The 22,976-nt window shown below is 34.1% G+C and carries 21 protein-coding genes and 1 pseudogene; 13 read left to right on the top strand and 9 right to left on the bottom strand.

Translation table 11 applies throughout. From position 1 onward, the window contains the following. Nucleotides 1-313 precede the first annotated feature (313 nt). Together AC1EUY_RS03770 and AC1EUY_RS03765 are read left to right on the top strand one after the other, a co-directional pair. Nucleotides 314-892 (top strand): annotated as a pseudogene (locus tag AC1EUY_RS03770) (DUF1287 domain-containing protein). Nucleotides 893-954: 62 nt separating this feature from the next. Continuing rightward, on the top strand, nucleotides 955-1,146 hold the full coding sequence (locus tag AC1EUY_RS03765) for a cold-shock protein (RefSeq protein WP_480194163.1): 192 nt from the start codon (nucleotides 955-957) through the stop codon (nucleotides 1,144-1,146). 56 nt (nucleotides 1,147-1,202) lie between these two features. Here AC1EUY_RS03765 and dnaE read toward each other — a convergent pair whose 3' ends face one another. Continuing rightward, nucleotides 1,203-5,522: a DNA polymerase III subunit alpha gene (dnaE, locus tag AC1EUY_RS03760; RefSeq protein WP_480194162.1), complete on the bottom strand. Its 4,320-nt coding sequence runs from the start codon at nucleotides 5,520-5,522 to the stop codon at nucleotides 1,203-1,205. A 222-nt stretch (nucleotides 5,523-5,744) separates the two neighbouring features. Between dnaE and AC1EUY_RS03755 the strand changes: the two genes are divergently transcribed. Continuing rightward, nucleotides 5,745-6,053: a hypothetical protein gene (locus tag AC1EUY_RS03755; RefSeq protein WP_480194161.1), complete on the top strand. Its 309-nt coding sequence runs from the start codon at nucleotides 5,745-5,747 to the stop codon at nucleotides 6,051-6,053. Nucleotides 6,054-6,083: 30 nt separating this feature from the next. Next, entirely contained in the window at nucleotides 6,084-8,519 is a 2,436-nt protein-coding gene (locus AC1EUY_RS03750) for a VPS10 domain-containing protein (RefSeq protein WP_480194167.1), read from the top strand. 2 nt (nucleotides 8,520-8,521) lie between these two features. Here the strand turns inward: AC1EUY_RS03750 and pepE are convergent, their stop codons facing one another. Further along, entirely contained in the window at nucleotides 8,522-9,223 is a 702-nt protein-coding gene (gene pepE, locus AC1EUY_RS03745) for a dipeptidase PepE (RefSeq protein WP_480194160.1), read from the bottom strand. A 13-nt stretch (nucleotides 9,224-9,236) separates the two neighbouring features. Further along, nucleotides 9,237-9,983, bottom strand: coding sequence for a 3-deoxy-manno-octulosonate cytidylyltransferase (kdsB, locus tag AC1EUY_RS03740; protein WP_480194159.1), 747 nt, complete (start codon nucleotides 9,981-9,983; stop codon nucleotides 9,237-9,239). 161 nt (nucleotides 9,984-10,144) lie between these two features. Here kdsB and AC1EUY_RS03735 point away from each other — a divergent pair, with 161 nt between their 5' ends. The 4 genes from AC1EUY_RS03735 to AC1EUY_RS03720 all read left to right on the top strand — a co-directional run bounded on the left by AC1EUY_RS03735 (nucleotide 10,145) and on the right by AC1EUY_RS03720 (nucleotide 12,382). Next, the gene (locus AC1EUY_RS03735) at nucleotides 10,145-10,654 is read left to right on the top strand and encodes a 30S ribosomal protein S16 (protein WP_480194158.1); all 510 of its coding nucleotides are present in this window, start codon (nucleotides 10,145-10,147) and stop codon (nucleotides 10,652-10,654) included. 63 nt (nucleotides 10,655-10,717) lie between these two features. Then, a complete protein-coding gene (gene rimM, locus AC1EUY_RS03730; RefSeq protein ID WP_480194157.1) occupies nucleotides 10,718-11,245 on the top strand; it encodes a ribosome maturation factor RimM in 528 nt (175 codons plus the stop codon). Nucleotides 11,246-11,281: 36 nt separating this feature from the next. Continuing rightward, nucleotides 11,282-11,632, top strand: a complete 351-nt coding sequence (locus AC1EUY_RS03725; protein ID WP_480194156.1) for a four helix bundle protein — start codon at nucleotides 11,282-11,284, stop codon at nucleotides 11,630-11,632. Between the two features lie 36 nt (nucleotides 11,633-11,668). Further along, complete coding sequence (locus AC1EUY_RS03720; protein WP_480194155.1) at nucleotides 11,669-12,382, top strand: tRNA1(Val) (adenine(37)-N6)-methyltransferase; 714 nt, start codon at nucleotides 11,669-11,671, stop codon at nucleotides 12,380-12,382. Here AC1EUY_RS03720 and AC1EUY_RS03715 read toward each other — a convergent pair whose 3' ends face one another. From AC1EUY_RS03715 to AC1EUY_RS03705, 3 genes are all read right to left on the bottom strand, one after another. Further along, nucleotides 12,383-13,330, bottom strand: a complete 948-nt coding sequence (locus AC1EUY_RS03715) for an aldo/keto reductase (RefSeq protein WP_480194154.1) — start codon at nucleotides 13,328-13,330, stop codon at nucleotides 12,383-12,385. Next, nucleotides 13,317-14,687, bottom strand: coding sequence for a saccharopine dehydrogenase family protein (locus AC1EUY_RS03710; RefSeq protein ID WP_480194153.1), 1,371 nt, complete (start codon nucleotides 14,685-14,687; stop codon nucleotides 13,317-13,319). The genes AC1EUY_RS03715 and AC1EUY_RS03710 overlap by 14 nt, the downstream gene beginning before the upstream one ends. Nucleotides 14,688-14,750: 63 nt before the next feature. Then, nucleotides 14,751-14,972: a putative signal transducing protein gene (locus AC1EUY_RS03705; RefSeq protein WP_480194152.1), complete on the bottom strand. Its 222-nt coding sequence runs from the start codon at nucleotides 14,970-14,972 to the stop codon at nucleotides 14,751-14,753. 77 nt (nucleotides 14,973-15,049) lie between these two features. Between AC1EUY_RS03705 and AC1EUY_RS03700 the strand changes: the two genes are divergently transcribed. Both AC1EUY_RS03700 and pckA read left to right on the top strand, forming a co-directional pair. Next, nucleotides 15,050-15,433, top strand: a complete 384-nt coding sequence (locus AC1EUY_RS03700; RefSeq protein WP_480194151.1) for a DUF423 domain-containing protein — start codon at nucleotides 15,050-15,052, stop codon at nucleotides 15,431-15,433. Between the two features lie 73 nt (nucleotides 15,434-15,506). Further along, nucleotides 15,507-17,123 (top strand): phosphoenolpyruvate carboxykinase (ATP), encoded by a 1,617-nt coding sequence (gene pckA, locus AC1EUY_RS03695; protein ID WP_480194150.1) that lies wholly within the window; start codon nucleotides 15,507-15,509, stop codon nucleotides 17,121-17,123. Here pckA and AC1EUY_RS03690 read toward each other — a convergent pair. The 3 genes from AC1EUY_RS03690 to gdhA all read right to left on the bottom strand — a co-directional run bounded on the left by AC1EUY_RS03690 (nucleotide 17,120) and on the right by gdhA (nucleotide 20,123). After that, on the bottom strand, nucleotides 17,120-17,587 hold the full coding sequence (locus tag AC1EUY_RS03690; RefSeq protein WP_480194149.1) for a DUF6146 family protein: 468 nt from the start codon (nucleotides 17,585-17,587) through the stop codon (nucleotides 17,120-17,122). The two genes, pckA and AC1EUY_RS03690, sit on opposite strands and share 4 nt — an antisense overlap. Nucleotides 17,588-17,598: 11 nt before the next feature. Next, nucleotides 17,599-18,690, bottom strand: coding sequence for a DNA polymerase IV (gene dinB, locus AC1EUY_RS03685; protein WP_480194148.1), 1,092 nt, complete (start codon nucleotides 18,688-18,690; stop codon nucleotides 17,599-17,601). Between the two features lie 89 nt (nucleotides 18,691-18,779). Next, nucleotides 18,780-20,123, bottom strand: coding sequence for an NADP-specific glutamate dehydrogenase (gdhA, locus tag AC1EUY_RS03680; RefSeq protein ID WP_480194147.1), 1,344 nt, complete (start codon nucleotides 20,121-20,123; stop codon nucleotides 18,780-18,782). 211 nt (nucleotides 20,124-20,334) lie between these two features. On the opposite strand from gdhA, the gene pheS reads away from it, so the two are divergent. From pheS to AC1EUY_RS03665, 3 genes are read left to right on the top strand one after another with little or no spacing between them, the layout of a single operon-like run. Beyond that, nucleotides 20,335-21,354 carry a phenylalanine--tRNA ligase subunit alpha gene (pheS, locus tag AC1EUY_RS03675; protein WP_480194146.1) on the top strand — a complete coding sequence of 340 codons (1,020 nt, stop codon included), beginning with the start codon at nucleotides 20,335-20,337 and terminating at the stop codon, nucleotides 21,352-21,354. Nucleotides 21,355-21,357: 3 nt separating this feature from the next. After that, a complete protein-coding gene (locus tag AC1EUY_RS03670; protein ID WP_480194145.1) occupies nucleotides 21,358-21,795 on the top strand; it encodes a retropepsin-like aspartic protease family protein in 438 nt (145 codons plus the stop codon). A 1-nt stretch (nucleotide 21,796) separates the two neighbouring features. After that, nucleotides 21,797-22,975, top strand: a complete 1,179-nt coding sequence (locus tag AC1EUY_RS03665) for an AIR synthase related protein (RefSeq protein ID WP_480194144.1) — start codon at nucleotides 21,797-21,799, stop codon at nucleotides 22,973-22,975. Nucleotide 22,976: the final 1 nt, after the last annotated feature.

Raw genomic sequence — 22,976 nt, 5'->3', positions numbered from 1 at the left:
GAATTAGAACGTCATTACGAGGAGTGAAATGACGAAGTAATCTGTCAAAACAGAATTCAAATTAAGCAGATTGCCACGCTACACTCGCAATGACGAATTAGAACGTCATTACGAGGAGTGAAACGACGAAGTAATCTGTCGGATCAGAACTAAGAATTAGAAGATTGCAGCACTACATTCGCATTGACGAATTAGAACGTCATTACGAAGAGTGAAACGACGAAGTAATCTGTTTATACATAATAAGATTGCTTCACTTTAGCCTGTCTTGAAAGACAGTCGAAAGATTCGCAATGACGAAAAAACAACAATTATGAAAAAAATATTTATAGTTATAGTTCTGTTTTCAATGAGTTGCGGCTTCAGCCAAACAACACAAAAACTTACCTTATCAGACACTGCTTTAGAACTCACAAAAGCCAAAGTAACCTATGATGGTAGTTATTTTTCTATCGACTACCCTAATGGTGATGTACCAGAAGGTAAAGGTGTTTGCACCGATGTTGTGATTAGAGCCTACAGAAAATTAGGAATCGATTTGCAAAAAGAAGTGCATGAAGACATGAAAGCCAACTTTAATAAATATCCAAAAATTTGGGGATTAAAAACCACAGATAAAAGTATAGACCATAGACGTGTACCAAACTTAATGACCTATTTTAAGCGTAAAGGTGCTTCTAAAGCTATTACCAAAAATGCTGAAGATTATAAACCAGGTGACGTAGTTGCCTAGCGCTTAACCAGCGGACTCACCCATATTGGTGTTGTGGTGAATAAAAAATCGAAAGATGGCAAAAGACACTTAATCGTACATAATATTGGCACTGGACAAGTATTAGAAGATTGTTTGTTTGATTTTAAGATTATTGGGCATTATAGATTTAATAGATAATTATTTTCTTGGCACACTTCTTGACTATCACTAAGTAATTAATATTTTAAATTATAATAAAAATGAGTAAAGGAACAGTAAAATTCTTCAACGAGTCTAAAGGATTCGGATTTATAACAGAAGAAGGTTCAAACAAAGAACATTTTGTTCATGTATCTGGTTTAATCGATGATATTCGCGAAGGTGATGCAGTAGAATTCGATTTAACGGAAGGCAGAAAAGGTTTAAACGCAGTAAATGTAAAAGTTATTTAAATATATATTACTAGTTAAATTTTAAGAAAAAGCCCATCGTATGATGGGCTTTTTTATTAGTTAAGCTTATACTTATACGCTAAATTATCTAATGCTAACAATAACTCAGGTGATATATTCACTTTAGAACTTCTGCTAGGCATCGTAAGTTGTAATTCTTCTTCAGTGTCATATACTACAAAATTGAGAATATCTTTTCCTTGATGACTTTCCATAACTTTTTCGAGTGAAGCAATAGTCTCTTCTGATAAGGAATCAATATTTAATTTTAAGGTAATTTTATTTGCCATTTTCTCTAAAGCATCCTGTAATAGCATAAAATTATTAAACTGTATGCGAACATCACCCTCTTTCCAACCTTGACGCACAGAAATACGAATGTGTAAAAATGAATTCGGGATTAGAAAATGCTTAAACTTTAAATAATCTTCACCAAACATTCTAAACTCATGCGAATCCATAAAATCCTCAATGGTAAATGCAGCCCAACCTTTACCATTTTTTGAAATGCGATGTTGTACATCAGTCACAATACCTCCTATTGATAAATCTTTATTTAATAACTGTGAAGGCTCTTTAAAAACGCTTATGGGTGCATTACAGAAATAGCGCATTTCAGTTTTATAATCGTCAAGCGGATGTCCTGAAATATACATACCAATCACTTCTTTTTCTTTGGCGAGTTTTTCCATAATGCCCCATTCTTCGCAACTTGGAATTTTAGGTTCTTCAAATTGCACTTCAGAGGCTTCTCCAAACATAGAAACCTGAGCAGAATTCTTATTTTCTTGATATTTATTTCCGAAACGAATGGCGCGTTCAATAAATGTTTGCCCACGCTCATCTATTTCATAATATTGTGCACGATGTGTATCTGTAAAAGAATCTAAACCACCAGCTAAAATTAAGCCATCAAAAGCTTTTTTATTAGCTGCACGTAGATCAACACGCTTGGTAATGTCAAAAATAGATGTGTAATTACCGTTTTCTTTACGCTCGGCTATCAAAGCCCTTACTGCACTTCCTCCCACACCTTTTATTGCAGCCATTCCAAAGCGTACAGCACCTTCTTTATTTACCGAAAATTTTAAGTATGATTCGTTTACATCTGGACCAAGCACTTGCAAGCCCATACGCTTGCATTCTTCCATAAAGAAAGACACCTGCTTAATATCATTCATATTATTCGATAGTACTGATGCCATATATTCGGCAGGATAATGTGCTTTTAGATACGCTGTTTGATAGGCAATCCATGCATAACAGGTAGAGTGTGATTTATTAAAAGCATACGATGCAAATGCCTCCCAATCTTTCCATATTTTTTCTAATTTTTCTGCATCATGTCCATTGGCACTTGCCTGCTTAATAAATTGAGGTTTCATTTTCGCCAATACCGCGGCTTGTTTTTTACCCATAGCTTTACGAAGCACATCGGCTTCACCCTTTGTAAAATTTGCAAGCTTTTGTGACAGTAACATCACTTGCTCTTGATATACCGTGACACCATAGGTCTCTGCAAGATATTCTTCCATGGCAGGTAAATCATATTCAATGGCTTCTTTACCATGCTTACGCTGAATAAAGAGTGGAATATATTCCATAGGGCCTGGTCTATACAATGCATTCATGGCTATAAGATCGGCAAAAACAGTAGGCTTTAAGGATTTCATATGCTTTTGCATGCCTGGAGATTCGTATTGAAATATCCCAATGGTTTCTCCTCTTTGGAAAAGCTCGTACGTTTTTTCATCATTCAATGGAAAATTATCAGGATCTAACTCAATACCATGGCGTGCTTTTACAATCTTAACGGTATCCTTGATAAGCGTTAATGTTTTTAAGCCAAGAAAATCCATTTTCAGGAGACCAGCGCTTTCAACTACCGAGTTGTCAAACTGAGTGACATACATATCAGAATCTTTGGCCGTAGCCACAGGAACGAAATTGGTGATGTCATCTGGTGTAATAATAACACCACAAGCATGAATACCTGTATTCCGTACAGAACCTTCTAAAACTACTGCCTTATTGATGGTTTCGGCTTCGATACCATCACCACTGGCGATCGTTTTAAGTTCACTTACCATATCTTTTTCTTCAGATCGTAAGCTTGCTACTTTGCCTTTACTTTTATCGTCTTCGCCAAAAATATGATTGAGTTTAATATTGGGTATAAGTTTTGCAATTCTATCGGCTTCGAACAACGGTAGGTCGAGTACACGTGCCGTATCTCGAATGGATGATTTGGCTGCCATCGTACCATAGGTGATAATTTGTGCTACCTGATTTGAACCATATTTATTGATGACATACTCCATCACTTTACCTCTGCCCTCATCATCAAAATCGATATCAATATCGGGCATTGAAACTCGTTCAGGGTTTAAAAAACGCTCAAAAAGTAAGTCATATTCAATAGGATCAATATTTGTAATGGTAAGACAATAGGCTACTGCAGATCCTGCTGCTGAACCTCTACCAGGTCCTACAGAAACTCCCATTTTACGCGCTTCTTTGATAAAGTCTTGAACAATTAAAAAATATCCAGGGTATCCCGTATTCGCGATGACTTCAAGCTCAAAATCTAAACGCTCTCTAATCGCATCAGTTATCTCTCCATATCGCTCTTTCGCGCCCTCGTAAGTAAGATATCGTAAATAATTATTCTCTCCACGTTTACCCCCATCTTCATTATCAGCTTCATCTTGAAATGTAGAAGGGATATTGAAAGCAGGTAATAGCACATCTCGGGCTAACGTAAAAGGTTCTACCTTATCTACTAGCTCCTGAATATTAATAATTGCTTCTGGGATATCTTTGAAAAGTTTCTTCATTTCATCAGAAGACTTGAAATAATATTCGTCATTCGGTAAACCATAACGATACCCTCTACCTCTACCTTTTGGTGTTGCTTGTTTTTCACCATCTTTTACACACAATAAAATATCATGTGCGTTTGCATCTTCTTTAGAAAGATAAAAAGTATTATTGGTTGCTACTACTTTTACTTCATGTTTAGCTGCAAACTTTACTAGGGTTTCATTTACAATGGTTTCGTCTTGTTGATTATGACGCATTAACTCTATATAAAAATCATCACCAAATTGTGATTTCCACCAGAGCAAAGCTTCTTCTGCTTGATTTTCACCGACATTTAAGATTTTACTTGGTACTTCTCCATATAAATTTCCTGTTAAAGCAATGACATCGTCTTTATACTTGCTAAGAAGTTCTTTATCAATTCTTGGCACATAATAGAACCCATCAACATAGGCCTTCGAAGAAAGCTTTGCTAAATTGTGATATCCATTTTTGTTTTTTGCTAGTAAAACAACCTGATAACCATTGTCTTTTCTGGTTTTGTCTTTATGGTTTTCACACACGTAGAATTCACAACCCACAATGGGTTTTATCTGTTTTTCAGCATTCTTATTATGATTGAGAACAGCACTCACAAAATGAAAGGCTGCCATCATATTACCAGTATCGGTTAAAGCAACTGCAGACATATTATCGTTAGCTGCAGCTTTTACAATATTATTAATTTGAATTGTTGATTGTAGAACCGAAAACTGACTATGATTATGTAAATGCGCAAATTGAGCATTTGTTAAATCTACATTTTCTGATGAACTCCCAACATTAGAAAGATTTTCACTTGTTGGTTTTCTTTTACGAATTTTTTCACTCTCTTGTTTAAGGTTTACATGTTTTAAACCTACGACCTCAATCATTGTCGGATTTACATTCTCAAAAGCCTTAAAAAAATCATCATTAACCTGAAGCTCTTCTTTGGTATAATGCTTCAAGCGAACCAACTCTAAAAAGCAACGTGCTGTAGCTTCTACATCGGCAGTGGCATTATGCGCTTCATTAAAAGCAGTGCCAAACAAATGCTGATGTAATTCTGTAAGTGTGGGCAATTTATATTTTCCTCCACGACCACCTGGCAATTTACATAGTTCAGCGCTTCGTTCAGTACAAGTATCTAAAACGGGAAGTTCATTCAGATTTGTTGCTACACCTTTTCTATAAAATTCGCAACCCATTATGTTGAGATCAAACTCAACATTTTGGCCTACAACAAACTTTGCTTGATGGAGTGCCTGATTAAATAGTGCTAATACTTTTTCTAATGATTCTCCTTGTTCTTCGGCTAATGCTGTAGAAATACCATGTATGCGTTCTGAATCAAAAGGAATATTGAATCCTTCTGGCTTTATTAAAAAATCCTGATTTTCAATAAGTTTACCAAAATCGTCATGTAACTGCCAAGCTATTTGCACACATCTTGGCCAATTATCTGTATCTGTAATTGGGGCATTCCAATTTTTAGGTAAACCAGTAGTTTCTGTATCAAAAATTAAATACATTTAAGAAATTTTAATTTAGAAAAATAGAGCCATTAAATGTAAGTATTTAACTAGCTTTCGATAAAATGAAGTTATCATTTTTATTAACAGGAAAGATTAATCATTTTAATTATAGTTATTCACGTCAGAAGTTCTCAAAAAACAAATTAGTTTTTAACATTCCCACTTTTATTTACTGGCTAAGAAATATTATATTTGAGATAACTATCAAACTAACTCAAAATGAAAAAAATAGCCGTACTTATCTGTGCCTTTCTTTCTGTTTATGCCTTTTCTCAAGAATCACTTGTAAAAAACATTCCGTTTACCAATATAGGTCCCACTATAATGAGTGGTCGTGTGGTAGATATCGCTGTGAATCCAGATAACACTACCGAATTTTATGTTGCTTATGCTTCTGGTGGGTTATGGTACACCGACGATAATGGCATATCTTTTACTCCAGTAACAAATGATACCGCTCCTACGCAGAATATGGGAGCTATTGCTGTAGATTGGAAAAACCACACTCTTTGGATAGGTACAGGCTAAAGTAATTCTTCGCGTTCTTCTTATGCGGGAATTGGCGTTCTAAAAAGTACCGATAAGGGAAAAACTTGGATACATACAGGCTTAAAAGATTCACAACACATAGGTAGCATTGTAATGAATCCAAAAAATCCAGACGTTGTGGTGGTAGCAGTAGTTGGAAACCTCTATAAACCTAGCGCTGAAAGAGGAGTTTTTAAAACAACCGATGGGGGTAAAACTTGGAATAAAACACTTTTTATAAACGATGATACTGGTTTTATAGATTTAGAAGCTTCACCTACAAATCCAGACATCTTATATGCTGCGTCGTGGGAACGTGAACGTAAAGCATGGAATTTTAAAGGAAGTGGTAAAAGTTCTGCAATTTATAAAAGTATCGATGGAGGATCAACCTGGTCACCGATATCAAATAACAATGGTTTCCCTAATGGTGATGGCGTAGGCCGTATTGGTCTAGCTGTTTATAATGATGATACGGTATATGCGTTTCTTGACAATCAATTCCGTCAAGAGAAAAAAGAAAAGAAGAAAAAAGAAGGTTTGAAGAAAGAGGATTTTAAAACTATGAACAACTCCGATTTCTTAAAATTAGATGATAAAAAACTTAATGATTTCCTAAAAACAAATCGATTCGATAAAAAATATACTGCAAAAAAGGTAAAATTATTAGTCAAAAACAATAAAGTGAAGCCTTCTGATCTAACTACCTATTTAGAAGATGCCAACGCTTTATTATTTGATACACCAGTAATAGGTGCTGAGCTTTATAAAACTTCAGACGGAGGAAAAACGTGGAACAAAACACATAAAGAAAATTTAGATGGAGTTTACTTTTCTTATGGATATTACTTCGGAACCATAGCGGTGAACACTTCAGATGAGAATAAAGTATATATTGGCGGTGTGCCTTTATTAAAATCTAAGGATGGTGGTAAAACATTTACATCCATAAGTAAAGAAAATGTACATGCCGACCATCAGGCAATATGGGTAGATCCGAAATTAGACGGACATATTGTTAATGGTAATGATGGAGGTATTAATATTACTTATAATGATGGAAAAAACTGGTCTAAAAACAACAGTACTTCAGTAGGACAATTTTATGCAATAAACGTAGATAATCAAAAGCCCTATAACGTATATGGTGGTTTACAAGATAATGGCGTTTGGTTTGGCCCCAGTTCTTATAAACCCTCAAAACGTTGGGAAAGTTCTGGTATCTATCCATATCAAATGATTGGTGGCGGTGACGGTATGCAAGTTCAAATTGATACTAGAGATCATAACTTAATTTATACTGGGTTACAGTTTGGAAATTATTATAGAATTAATTTAAAGACTAAAGAGCGATTAACGATTAATCCAAAACACGAACTTGGTGAATCTCCATATCGCTATAACTGGCAAACTCCTATTCTACTTTCTCCTCACAATCAAGATATTTTATATATGGGTGCCAATAAATTATTGCGCTCTATGAATCAAGGAAAAGATTTCAAAGCCATTTCAGACGATTTAACAACTGGCGGTAAAAAAGGAAATGTACCTTACGGAACATTGACTACTATTTCTGAAAGCCCTTTCCAATTCGGACTCATCTATGTGGGTAGTGACGACGGTTACGTAAATCTTACTAAAGATGGCGGTGCTACCTGGAAACGTATCTCAGACAATTTACCTCAAAGGCTTTGGGTTTCAAGAGTAATTGCATCAGCACATGAAAAAGACAGAGTATATGTTACCCTTAACGGATATCGGGATGATAACTTTAAACCGTATGTTTTTGTAAGTGATGATTATGGTACAACATGGAAAAACATACATAGTAATTTGCCTAACTCTCCCGTGAATGTTATTAAAGAAGACCCATCTGATGCTAATATTTTGTATTTAGGAACTGATAATGCCGCTTATGTTTCTTTTGATCAAGGAAAAAATTGGCAGCCTTTTACAAAAGGGTTTCCAAAAGTGGCTGTGCATGATCTTGTTATTCAAAAAGAAGCTAAAGATCTATTATTAGGTACGCATGGGCGTTCAATCTATAAAGCAGACATTGCAGGTTTACAACAGTATAATAGCATCAAAGAAAAACCTATTACTATTTTTGATTTAGACGAACAAAAATTTAATGCCAGCTGGGGAAGTTCATGGAGTAAATGGCTAGAACCTTTCGTGCCAAAAACCACGATTTCTTTTTATACAGCAACTTCAGGGAACTATACAGTGACAATTGTCAACAAGGATAATACACCTATAAATTCATTTCCTATACATGCAGACAAAGGCTATAATTATTTTTCATACGACTTGTCTATAAATGAAAAAAATATCAAAGTATTAGAGAAAAAAGGATTAAAATCTAAGAAAGCACAAAATGGAAAGTACTATTTGCCGAAAGAAACCTATACTGTAAAAGTATCTGGTGAAAATAGGGAGTCAGCCAAAAAATTAATTATTGAATAAGATTAAACGTTTACCTTTTTATCACAATTAATTTCAATCGATTTGCCGTTTTTACTAAACCACTTGGCAGGTAGTGTGCCTCTTAAAATTATATCATCATCTAAAACCTCAAGCCAGCTACCTTCTCGTAATCCTAAAACAGGCGTATTATTAAAGACATGAAACTCTTTAATTCGAGTTTCTCTTGTTTCACCCATGTGCTTTGAATTTTTATCGGGATCTAAGTAATGTACATTTAAATTAAAAGGCATAAACCCAAGAGCATTAAAACTTGGAGGATAAACAATAGGCATATCATTTGTATTCATCATGGTGACACCGCAAATATTACTTCCTGCACTCGTTCCTAGATAGGGTATTCCATTTTCTACAACTTCTTTTAAATCTAGAAAAATATCATTTTTGTAAATTTGATTTATGAGTTCAAATGTATTTCCTCCCCCAACAAAAATTGCACAAGCTTCTTGAACAGCCTTTTTAGGATTACCAAACTCATGAATACCAATAATTTTTTTGTTGATTTTATGAAATGCTTGTCTAGCTAATAAAGTATATTCGTCATAGGTCTTTCCACCAGCACGAGCATATGGAATAAACAAAATTGTTTCAACTTCTGAAAAGAAACCTTTGAGTGTTGGCAGTAAATATTCTAAATAACCACTTCCATGAAGAGTTGACGTGCTTGCAGCTATTATTTTTTTCATATCAATACTAAGTCTATTTACTAGAAAGTATTTTTCTCACCTTCTCAACATCCTCTTGAGTATCAACACCAATGGTTTGAGTTTCTGTAATTTCAACTTTGATGTTTTTTCCGTTTTCTAGCCATCTATTTTGTTCAAGAGATTCTGCTAATTCTAGTGAGGTTTGTTGCAAACTGGCAAATTCATTTAAACCCTTAGGTTTAAAACCATACATACCAATATGTTTATAAAATGTATGTTTTTTTGTCCATTCTGACACATCTGCGTCTCTAATAAAAGGAATAACAGAACGGCTAAAATACAGAGCGTTTTTAAAACGGTCTATCACCACAAAAACCCCAGAATCTAAAGATTCATTTTCTTTTACCGGAATGACCAAAGTTGCCATTTCAGTTTCAGCTTCATAAAAGCAAGATATTATTAAGCGCAGTTGTTCTGTATCTAACAATGGTTCATCTCCCTGAATATTGATAACCACATCAAAATCAATGCTTTTTTGTTTTGAATACACACGATACGCCTCTAAACAACGATTGGTTCCTGTATTATGATTTGAAGATGTCATTACTACATTTCCTCCAAACGCTTCAACAGCTTTTACAATTCTTTCATCATCTGTAGCTACTACCACATGCGCTAATAGTTTTTTAGCACGTTCATACACATGCTGTATCATGGGTTTACCGTGTAAATCTATGAGTGGCTTCCCTTCTAGTCGTGTTGAGCCATATCTTGCTGGTATGATTCCTAAAACATTCATTGTTTGATTTTTATCATGACAAATATCTGTAAAATTCCATCAAATAAATAATGAAAGATACGTTAGCAAAATTGAAAAAACATTGTATATTTGCGCCCACTTATCACGAGATGATGAGATTTTTAATAATCAAGGTCGAGAACCTTAAAAATTAACAAGTTATGCCTGTAAAAATAAGATTACAAAGACACGGTAAAAAAGGAAAACCATTTTATTGGATCGTTGCTGCAGATTCAAGAGTAAAAAGAGATGGTAAATTCTTAGAAAAATTAGGTACTTACAATCCAAATACAAACCCTGCAACTATTGATTTAGATGTTGATGGTGCTGTTCAATGGTTACAAAATGGAGCACAACCTACCGATACAGCAAAAGCAATTTTGTCGTACAAAGGTGCTTTATTAAAAAAGCATTTAGCAGGAGGAGTTGCTAAAGGAGCTTTAACTGAAGACCAAGCTGAAGCTAAATTTCAAGCATGGTTAGAAGAAAAAGCTGGTAAGATCGATGCAAAAACCGATGGTTTAGCTAAAGCGAAAGCTGATGCTAAAGCAAAAGCTTTAGAAGCTGAAAAAGAAGTAAATGAAGCACGTAAAGCTGTTGCCACACCCGCTGTAGAAGATGCTGCTGAAGAAGTTGCAACAGATACTGAAGCTACTAACGAAGAAGAATAAAAATTACTTTTTATACTTTTGAAACCTGATCGTAAACGGTCAGGTTTTTTTTATTTCAAATTCATGCGAAAAAACGATTGTTTCTTTTTAGGAAAAATTGCCAGAAAGCATAGCTTTAAAGGGGAAATAGTGATTGCTCTTGATACTGATGAACCAGAATTATATGCTAATCTGGATGCCGTATTTATAGATATGGGGAAAAATCTCTTACCTTTTTTTATTGAAAGAAGTTTATTACAAAAAAGCAACCAATTACGTGTAAAGTTTGAAGATATAGACTCTGAAAGTGACGCAGAAAGTATTTTGAAACATGATGTATATCTACCACTTAATCTTTTACCGAAACTTGAAGGAAACAAATTCTATTACCACGAGGTCATTGGCTTTACCATACATGATATGAATTACGGTGATGTTGGAAAAATTGTTGGTATAAATGATACTACAGCGCAACCACTATTCGAAATTAAAAAAGGAAACATCGAAATTTTGATCCCTATGATTGATGATTTCATTAAAGAAGTAGATCGGGCGCAACAAACAATTTTCGTAGAAACTCCTGAAGGTTTAATCGATATGTATCTAAAATAACTATCAAGTTTCAAAATGCCAAATTCCATGTAAAAAATGAAACTAAAAAAAGTATATGATTTAGAAGAGAGAACTTATATATTCGCCAGTAGCTGTAGAAAATTTCTAAAAAAACTTCCAAAAACTCAATCAAATATTGAAGATTCTAAACAATTGATTAAATCTTCAGGATCAATTGCTGCCAATTATATTGAAGCTAATGAAAAATTAGGAAATAAAGATTTTAAGTTTAGATTAAAGATTGCGAGAAAAGAAGCAAAAGAATCTATCCTTTGGTTGAAATTATTAAAAGACTTAAATCTAGATTTTGAGAAGGAATTTGAAAGTTTGCTTGCAGAATGTGATGAACTTAGAAAAATTCTTTCTGCTATCATTAATAAATCCTAAATTCCTTGGGATTTGGATTTTAAAATGTGAAGGTTTATGTCAAAACCATTTAAATTCAAACAATTTACAATTTATCAAGATCGATGTGCTATGAAAATTGGCACTGATGGTGTTCTACTTGGCGCATGGACTTCTTTAGACACTAAGCCTTTATCAATTTTAGATATTGGAGCCGGGACAGGTATTGTTGCCTTACAACTGGCACAACGTAGTAATGCTGAAATTATCGATGCTATAGAAGTAGATGATGGCGCCCATGAACAATGTGTAGAAAATTTTGAAAACTCCCCTTGGGGTGATCGACTCTTTTGTTACCATGCTTCATTAAAAGATTTTGGTGAAGAAATAGAAGAGAAATATGATTTAATTGTTAGTAATCCTCCTTTTTATAATGATGAGTTTGAAACCGAAAGCGATGCGCGTAATAAAGCTCGTTTTACATCATCATTATCTTTTCAAAAATTAATTCATTCTGTAAGTAAACTACTTTCTGATGAAGGAAGTTTTTCTGTTATCATTCCTTTTAAAGAAGAAGAAAATTTTGTAAAACTTGCCAAAGAGAGGCATCTATATCCTTTAAGAGTTTGTCGTGTTAAAGGAACTCCAAATTCTAAAATTAAACGTAGCTTATTAACATTCACATTTCAAGAAAGTGAAATAAGAACAGAAGAATTGGTTATTGAAATATCTCGTCATAAGTACACGCAAGAATATATCAATTTGGTACAAGATTTTTATTTAAAAATGTAATTAAGGTATTCGGTTACCACAGGATAGTATCCACAAATCATACCATTCTTTTCTGGTTAATTCTATAGAAGTAGCATCTTTACATGCCAAAATTCGTTTCGGATTTTTAGTACCAATTATAGGTTGAATTGTTGCAGGAATTTTTAAGAGCCAAGCCAAAGCTATCGCTTCTTTTGTAGTATTATGTTTCTCAGCGAGTTCATATACAAAGGCAATTGTTTTTTTATCTTCTTCAGAAGCTAACTGCTCATTACCTGTAAACCGTCCGCCATCTAGCGACCCCCAACATTGAATGGCTAAATTTCTCATTTTGGCATATTCTAATAATCCTTCAACACCATTATAATCAATATTGTTAACTCGATTTACCAACACACCAGCATCAAACACCAAGGTATGGCCTAAACTTAGTTGTATTTGATTCGCAACCAAAGGTTCCTCTAAATAATGCTGAATTAACTCAATTTGAGATTTCGACATATTACTCAGCCCAAACTGTTTTACCTTACCTGTTGCTTTTAAAGATGCAAACGTTTCAGCCAATTCTTCAGGGTGCATTAACGGATCTGGTCTATGCACCATAAAAACATCTAAATAATCTGTATGTAAACGCGTTAAGATTGCATCAACCTGACTCGTTAAATACGTTTTACTTGTATCGTAAATATTCGATTTTAATACGCCTTGATGATGCTTAATACCTGCTTTCGATTGTAGAATTATCTTTTCTCTTAGTTCAGGTTTATTTTTTAATATTTTGCCAAAAACTTCTTCTGCCCTACCTGCTTTATATATATCGGCATGGTCAAAATAAGTAATCCCTATTTCAAGAGCTGCTTCGATGGCTTTTTCAGCAATGACAACGTCATTACTAGTGATTGAATTAGCTTGCCAATCACCACCAAGGCCCATACAGCCATATAGTATTTGTTTTTTAACCAATGACATTATTCGGATTATAACCTAAATATTTAACTTGCTTTTCAACAAACTTTATCCCAAAGGTTTTTAATTCTTTAAGAATAGGCTCATACACCTCTTTACTAATCGGAATTTGAACACCTGGAGTGGCAATCTCTTTGTTTAAAATTTTTAACGTAGCTATTGCGACAGGTAAGCCTACAGTTTTAGCCATAGCCGTGTAGGTTTGATCATCACCAATTACTATCATGCTACTATCAATCTGTTTTTTCTCTCCTTTGTATTCATAGCCAAACTTATGTTGCATCACAATCATATCTTTATCATCTTCTTTGAGTGTCCAACTATCCATTAATATCTTTTGTAACATCTGGGCGGGGGTAGCATTTTTAATTCCTATTTTTTTATTCGGATTAAAAATATCTAACTCAAGTAATTTATCCCACATAATATCATCTTGATCAATCTTTAAATACGAACGTAACTTTAATTCAACTGAATCACTAGGACTATAGGCTAAGAATAAATTCGTGAAATCTCGATAACTCATAGTTGAAGAGTCTTCAATAACATATGTATCATCTGTCATACCAAGCTGTACAAAAACATTCCAGGCACGAGAAAATCCTATTCTTCGAATAGTTCCACGGTACATCGTAGGTACATCATCAAGACCATATACACTTCTATACTTTAATGAATCTCTATTCGCATAGGCCTCAAATTTTCCACTACCATTTACGGTTAAAAATTCTGTTCGTCTAAACAACTTCTGGTACGGTATATATTTATACGTACCTTCTTGAATAAATTTAGCTGCTCCTCCCTGACCAGCTATAACCACATTTCTTGGATTCCAAGTAAACTTATAGTTCCATAGATTGTCATCGCTTTCAGGCGCAACCAGTCCACCAGTAAATGACTCAAACAATAATATTTTCCCACCCTTATCCCGAATTCTATCTATAGCTTCCATAGCACTCATATGGTCAATGCCAGGATCAACACCAATCTCATTCATAAAGACCAAATCCTTAGATTTCACCTCTTCGTCTAAAGCTTTCATTTCGTTTGAAACATATGATGCAGTTACCATATGCTTTTCGTACAAAATACAATCTTTAGCTACTTGTACATGCATGCTAGCAGGCAACATTGAAACAACAATATCTGCATCTTTGATAGCCAATACTCTCTCAGTGTCATCATAAATATCAAGTGTAATGGCCTTACCATTTTTATGGTCATTAACCCTCGATTCAGCAGCTTCTAGCGTTCTATCTGCTACTGTTACAAAAAGTTGTTCTTCTTGAGACTTATCAAGTAAATATTTGATTAACGAAGATGACGATCTACCAGCGCCTATAATTAATATTTTTCTCATTCAAATTTTGAAAATTTCAATGACGAATGTAATAAATATATAAAGTAACTTTTATAAAAGTTATTAAGTTTTATACAAACTTAAAATTGTTCTCGCCTTCTCGAAATCGGCAATATCGACATTCAATTTGTACCCTTCAATCAAAGCCGTACCAATAATGGAATTCATATTTTCACCTACCACAAAACTTTCTATGGCTTGCGAAGCAAGTTTCGTTTTTGCCACATGAATTTCATGTATAAATGTAGAAGTTAAAACTGTTTTTAATTTTTTGTTATAGTTCACTTTATAACCGTTTTTGTAAATATAAAAAATTGAATAACATCTTTTCTATTAGAAAAACTTAATTTTGTATTTATTTTATGAGAAAAAACCTAATTATTACCTGTTTTTTTGGCATCATAGCAATTATTCTAGGTGCCTTTGCTGCACACGCCCTAAAAAACAAATTAGATACAGAAGCACTCAATAGTTTTGAAACTGCGATACGTTATCAACTATATCATGTACTAGTGTTACTTTTTATAAATACATATTCTGGGTTTTCTTTGAAAGCAAAAAATAGTTTAAGCCTCATTTTCTTTTTAGGAATAGTGTTCTTTTCTGGGTCAATTTATGCAATACATCTTTTGGATATTAACCCTAAAACAATATGGTTTATTACACCCATAGGAGGATTGATATTCATTACAGGATGGATTTTTATGCTAGTTTTATTTGCAAAAAACACAGAAAAAAATAAGTAAAAAATAGCTTCTCAAACGTTTTCGTTCTAAAATAATGTTTATTTTTGAGCCCTATTTACATTAACACAACTACATGGAAAAAATTGCTAAATCTGTGGGAGGAAACTTAGAACAGTATGGTATAAAAAATGCCACTATTCATTGGAATCTCTCTCCAGAAAATTTGACGAACATCACGCTAGAAAAAGATCTCGGAAAATTAGCTGACAATGGTGCTTTGGCCATCAATACTGGCGAATTTACGGGTCGTTCTCCTCAAGATAGATTCATTGTTAAAGACGATATTACAAAAGATAAAATATGGTGGGGAGATATTAATATACCTTTTAATCCTACTAAATTTAAAAAGTTATATGATAAAGTAACCGAATATCTTTCGAATAAAGAACTGTATGTTCGTGATGCTTATGCTTGTGCAGATGAAAATTACCGTCTCAATATACGTGTGATTAATGAGTTACCTTGGTCGAACTTGTTTGCGTATAATATGTTTTTAAGACCCACCGAAAAAGAGCTTGAGAACTTTGAACCAGAATGGACTATTGTAAATGCTCCAAGCTTTATGGCAGACGCTGCCATTGATGGGACACGTCAACATAATTTTGCCATTTTAGATTTTAGTAGAAAGATTGCTCTTATTGGAGGCACAGGTTATACAGGAGAAATGAAAAAAGGAATTTTCTCTGCATTAAATTTCATATTACCTGTTTATAAAAACACCTTACCCATGCATTGCTCTGCCAATGTTGGCGAAAACGGCGAAACAGCCATTTTCTTTGGTCTTTCTGGCACTGGAAAAACAACTTTATCTGCTGATCCGAATAGAAAATTGATAGGTGATGATGAACATGGTTGGACAAATGAAAATACCGTTTTTAATTTTGAAGGAGGTTGTTATGCTAAAGTAATTAACCTTTCTCAAGAAAATGAACCCGATATTTACAATGCTATAAAATCTGGAGCACTTCTTGAAAATATCGTTTTTAAGAATGGAACTAACGAAGTAGATTTCGGGGATACTTCAATCACACAAAACACAAGAGTTAGTTATCCTATACATCATATAAATAACATACAAAAGCCTTCATTAGCTGGTAATCCAAAAAATATCTTTTTCTTAACAGCTGATGCTTTTGGGGTTTTACCTCCTATTTCAAAATTATTACCCAATCAAGCTGCGTATCACTTTATTTCTGGTTATACAGCCAAAGTAGCTGGTACTGAAGCAGGTGTTAATGAACCTTTGCCCTCTTTCTCTGCTTGTTTTGGAGCTCCTTTTATGCCATTGCATCCAGCAGTATATGCAGAAATGTTAAGTAAAAAGATGAAAGAAGCTGGTGTAAATGTTTGGTTGGTAAACACTGGATGGTCAGGCGGACCTTACGGAGTAGGATCGCGCATAAAGTTGAAATATACACGTGCTATGATTAATGCTGCTTTAAATGGTGACCTTGGTGAATATTCGTATGAAAAATACCACTTACATTCTGTATTTGGCGTAGCACAACCAAGAGAATGCCCAGGAGTTCCTAAAGGAGTATTAAGCCCTAGAACCACATGGAATAACGATGAAGCCTATTATACAATGGCTTTCAAGCTATCGAATGCTTTTAGAGAGAATTTTGATAAGTTTGAATCATTTACGAACGAAGAAATTCGTCGTGGTGGACCACAACGTTTTGCGTTCTAATTAATAAGTGAAGGAGTAACACCACCACTGGGTCCATACACTCTGAAATTGCCTAGACGCATATTGTATTTACGCTGTGCAAACTGAAAATACCAAAATAACTTATAATTGACTTCCAATCCATAGTCTATATTGGGTTGGTAGTCAATTTGATTTTCATAAATGAGCGGATTAAATCTTGCAGGATTTTGTGCTCTTATATTCCATTCTGTTACATACAATCTATTTCTCGTTTCTAAAAAACTCTGAGAATAGAAATTCATCGGTAATGCTGCGCTTTGTAGATAAGCACTAAAACCAGGATCAATAATAATCACCTCATATTCAAGACTATCATTTGCAACACGCACAGGTGGTTCTTCTTCTTGCGAAGTTGTATTTTCAGTTGTAACCACCTTTGTTTTTGTACCGCAACTAAACATCAAGAAGCTTACTAAGCTTAATATAAAAAATAGTTTTTTCATCATCAAAAGTTTTAAAAATCAAATGTGAGTTGTACGTCTATCACCGCTTCTTTTTTTTTGGTTTGGGTGTTAAGGTTCGTAATAGAAATCCCCAATAATCGTACCGAATTATTAAGTCTTTCTTGATACAGCAATTCTTTTACGGTAGCCACCAACAAACTTCTATCTGTTATAAAGTAAGGTAAAGTTTTACTTCTAGTTTGCGTTGTAAAATCACTATATTTTATCTTTAAAGTTACGGTTTTTCCTGACACTTTCGATTTTTTAAGTCGATTCTCTAGCTCTTGGGCAATATTTTCAAGCTTTTCAAGCATATAAATTTCTGAAGTTAAATTATCTGAAAAAGTACGTTCGGCTGCAATTGATTTGCGTATTCTGTCAGATTTTACGCTGCTATTATGAATACCGCGAACAATATGATAATAATAATTACCTGATTTTTTAAAATGTTCAGTCAAAAACTCAAGTGATTTATCTTTTAAATCTTTACCTTTAAAAATACCTAAATTATACATTTTAGAGGCAGTTACTTTACCAATACCATAGAATTTAGCAATATCTAATTCTTCTAAAAATGAAATGACCTCCTCTGGCGGAATCGTTTTTTGACCATTAGGTTTATTAATATCTGAAGCTATCTTCGCAACAAATTTGTTAATAGAAATTCCTGCGGAAGCCCTTAATCTGGTCTTTTCATAAATACGCTCTCGAATTTCTTCTGCCAGCAATGTTGCAGAAGGGTGTTCTTTTTTATTCTTAGTAACATCTAAATATGCCTCATCGAGTGATAATGGTTCCACTAAATCTGTATATTCATAAAAAATAGCACGAATTTCCTTCGATATTTCTGAATATCTTTTAAACCGTGGTCTCACAAAAGTTAAATGTGGGCATTTTTTACGAGCTAATACGCCGCTCATTGCTGAACGAACTCCAAATTTGCGCGCTTCATAACTGGCAGCCGATATCACACCACGCTTTCCTCCGCCCCCAACTGCTAACGGCATTCCTCTTAACTCAGGATTATCCAATTGTTCTACAGAAGCATAGAATGCATCCATATCTATATGAATAATTTTCCGAAAAGGGGGCTCTAGTTGCATATTCAAAAATAAAAAAAAGAAAAGCACGCCAGTAGCGTGCTTTTACTATCTAAGATTCTGAAATGAATTCAGAATAAAAATTCAAAAAATTAAACAACTCCTTGCGCTAACATTGCATCAGCAACTTTTACAAATCCTGCAATATTAGCTCCTTTAATGTAATCTACAGAACCATCTTCTCTCTTACCATATTTTACACAAGAATCATGTATATCTTCCATAATATCTTTTAATCGCGCATCAACCTCTTCACGAGTCCAACTTAAACGCAACGAGTTCTGACTCATTTCTAAACCAGAAGTAGCTACCCCACCTGCATTCGAGGCTTTACCAGGTGCAAATAAGATTTTTGCTTTTTGAAATTCATGAATTGCCTCTGGTGTTGAAGGCATATTTGCACCTTCGGCTACACAAATACATCCGTTGGCAACTAGTGCCTTAGCTGCATCACCATCTAGTTCATTTTGCGTGGCACATGGTAACGCAATATCACATTTCGTGCCCCAAGGTTTTTCACCTTTGAAGAAGGTCGCAGAATCATATGTATCAGCATACTCATGAATACGTCCTCTTTTTACATTTTTTAACTCCATAATAAATGCTAATTTTTCAGCATCAATACCATCTTCATCATAAATATATCCCGAAGAATCAGACATAGTAACTACTTTTCCACCAAGTTGCGTAGCTTTCTCACAAGCAAACTGCGCAACATTTCCAGAGCCAGAGATCACAATTGTTTTCCCTTTAATAGAATCTCCTTTTGTCTTCAACATATTTTCAGCAAAATATACATCTCCGTAACCTGTTGCTTCAGGGCGTATTAAAGAGCCTCCCCATGTCGCACCTTTACCAGTCAACACACCAGTAAATGAGTTTTTTAGTTTTTTATATTGACCAAATAAGAAACCTATTTCTCTTCCACCAACACCAATATCTCCTGCAGGAACATCTGTGTTATGCCCAATATGTCTAAATAATTCACTCATAAAGGCGTGGCAAAAGCGCATTACTTCATTATCAGATTTTCCTTTCGGATCAAAATCTGACCCCCCTTTACCACCACCCATAGGTAGTGTAGTTAACGAATTTTTAAATACCTGTTCAAATGCTAAGAACTTTAAAATACTTGCATTTACTGTGGGATGAAAACGTAGCCCTCCTTTATAAGGACCTATTGCCGAATTCATCTGAATACGATAGCCTCTATTTACTTGAATTTCTCCATTATCATCAACCCAACTCACTCTAAATGAAATTAACCGTTCAGGTTCAACCATTCTAAGCAAAATATTTTTGCCATGATATATCTCATTTTCAACAATATAAGGGATTACAGTTTCTGCTACCTCTAGTACTGCTTGTAAAAATTCAGGCTCATGTCCATTGCGTTTTTTAACCAAGTCCATGAAAGCATTTATTTTCGATTCCATAATTCTGTACGTTATTTTATAGTAGATTTTATAAGATTATGAATGCAAATGTACTTAAATTAGTAATATCGCAATTCAAAAAAAATATTTATTTCATGATTAACGAAAACGTTTGAAGTCTAGTATTCTTAACGTATCAAATCTAAGCGAAAAAGCTCATTTTTTCTAATCAAAAAAACTTAAATTTGCACTCTAAAATTTGATTTTCTAGATGTTAGATAAAATTAAAGAATTAATTGGCGAAGTTGAAGCGTTTACTGCTACTTCTACGAAAGAAGTGGAGGCGTTTAGAATTAAATATTTAGGCTCAAAAGGAATCTTAAAAGAATTATTTTCTGAGTTTAAAAATGTTCCGAATGAACAGAAAAAAGAATTCGGACAGACTATAAACACGCTTAAAAACGTAGCCGAAGCTAAAGTTACTTTATTAAAAGAAACATTAGAAAATGTTATAAATGAAGAAGGAATTTATGGAGATTTAACCCGACCATCAACTCCTATAGCATTAGGTTCTCGACATCCAATTTCTATAGTTAAAAATCAGATAATCGATGTTTTTTCAAGAATAGGATTTACCATTTCTGAAGGACCAGAAATTGAAGATGACTGGCATAATTTTACCGCTTTAAACCTACCAGAATATCATCCGGCAAGGGATATGCAGGATACTTTCTTTATCGAAAAAGATCCTGATATTTTATTACGCACACATACCTCATCGGTACAGGTGCGTTACATGGAAAACAACACTCCACCAATTCGTACCATTTCTCCTGGGCGTGTATTTAGAAATGAAGACATTTCTGCAAGATCACATTGTATTTTTCATCAGGTAGAAGGTTTATATATTGATACGGATGTTTCGTTTGCTGATTTGAAACAAACATTATTATATTTTACAAAAGAAATGTTTGGAAAATCTAAGATTCGATTACGCCCATCTTATTTCCCTTTTACGGAACCAAGTGCAGAAGTAGATATTTATTGGGGGTTGAAAACCGAAACCGATTATAGAATAACCAAAGGAACGGGTTGGTTAGAAATTATGGGATGTGGCATGGTAGATCCTAACGTATTGCAAAATTGCAATATAGATTCTTCAACATATAGTGGTTATGCTTTTGGTATGGGTATTGAGCGCATTGCTATGTTATTATACCAAATTCCTGATATTCGAATGCTGTTTGAAAATGATGTTCGTTTTTTAAGTCAATTTAAATCTGTTATTTAAATTATGTCACTTAAAAAATATCTAGAAAAACAGGGATATCATGCCGTTAAACTAAAGAAAACCAAAACCAATCACTTTGAGCTAAAGGCCAAAATCAATGGTATCAAAGGACGTTTTATCATAGACACAGGAGCATCAAATTCGTGTGTAGGATTAGAAGAAGCGGATCTTTTTGGTCTAAATACTGAAAGTTCAGAACATAAAGCAACAGGTGCTGGTTCTAATGATATCGAAACATTGATATCTAGAAAAAACAAAGTTAATCTAAATGGTTTTTCATTGAAAAAAATTGATTTAGTACTACTAGATCTATCGCACATAAATACAGCCTTATTAAAACAAGAAGCAAAAGCTGTTAACGGAATTTTAGGAGCTGATGTTCTTGAACGCAGTAAGGCAATTATAGATTATAATAAAAAAAGACTCTACCTTATAAAGTAATATGGATAATTCTGCTGATAATCGTTACAAACTTCGCGGCGTTTCAGCCGCTAAAGAAGATGTTCATAATGCTATAAAAAATATCGATAAAGGATTATTCCCTAAAGCGTTTTGTAAAATTATACCCGATCATTTAACAAACGATGATGATTATTGTATTGTGATGCATGCAGATGGTGCAGGCACAAAATCATCTTTGGCCTACATGTATTGGAAAGAAACTGGTGATCTTTCTGTATGGAAAGGAATAGCACAAGATGCATTGATTATGAACATTGATGATTTGCTTTGTGTAGGTGCAACCGATAATATCTTACTATCATCTACGATTGGACGAAATAAAAATCTAATCCCAGGCGAAATATTATCAGCCATTATAAATGGTACCGAAGAATTATTATTAGACCTTAAAAAGTTTGGTATTACCATTCACTCTACGGGTGGTGAAACTGCTGATGTTGGTGATCTTGTACGAACTATTATTGTAGATTCTACAGTAACTGCTCGTATGAAACGTAGTGATGTAATTGACAATGCGAACATTCAAGATGGTGACGTCATTGTTGGGTTAGCCTCTTTTGGTCAGGCAACGTATGAAACTGAGTATAATGGTGGTATGGGCAGTAACGGATTAACCTCTGCTCGTCATGATGTTTTCAATAAGTATTTGGCTGCAAAATATCCTGAAAGTTTTGACGCTTCGGTCCCAGAAAAATTAGTGTATTCAGGTACTACTAAACTTACCGATTCTGTTGAAAATTCACCTATAAATGCGGGTAAATTAGTGCTTTCTCCTACGAGAACCTATGCACCAATCATAAAGAAAATTTTATCAAAGTATTCACGTCAAGAGATTCACGGCATGATTCATTGTAGTGGTGGCGCCCAAACTAAAATTTTACATTTTGTTGACGATTTACACATTATAAAAGACAATCTATTTGAGATACCTCCGCTATTTAAACTCATACAAGAGCAATCAAATACAAATTGGAGAGAAATGTATCAGGTTTTTAATTGTGGTCATAGAATGGAACTGTATGTACCGAAAGAAATTGCAGAAGATATCATTACTATCTCTAAAAGTTTTAATGTAGATGCGCAAATTGTTGGTCGTGTTGAAACTTCCGAAAAGAGAAAACTCACTATTAAAAGTGAACACGGAATTTTTGAATATTAAT

Source organism: Maritimimonas sp. 2210JD6-3 (genome assembly GCF_056591795.1).
The sequence above is the reverse complement of the archived record's forward strand: the minus strand, read 5'-3'. Positions and strand labels throughout refer to the sequence as shown.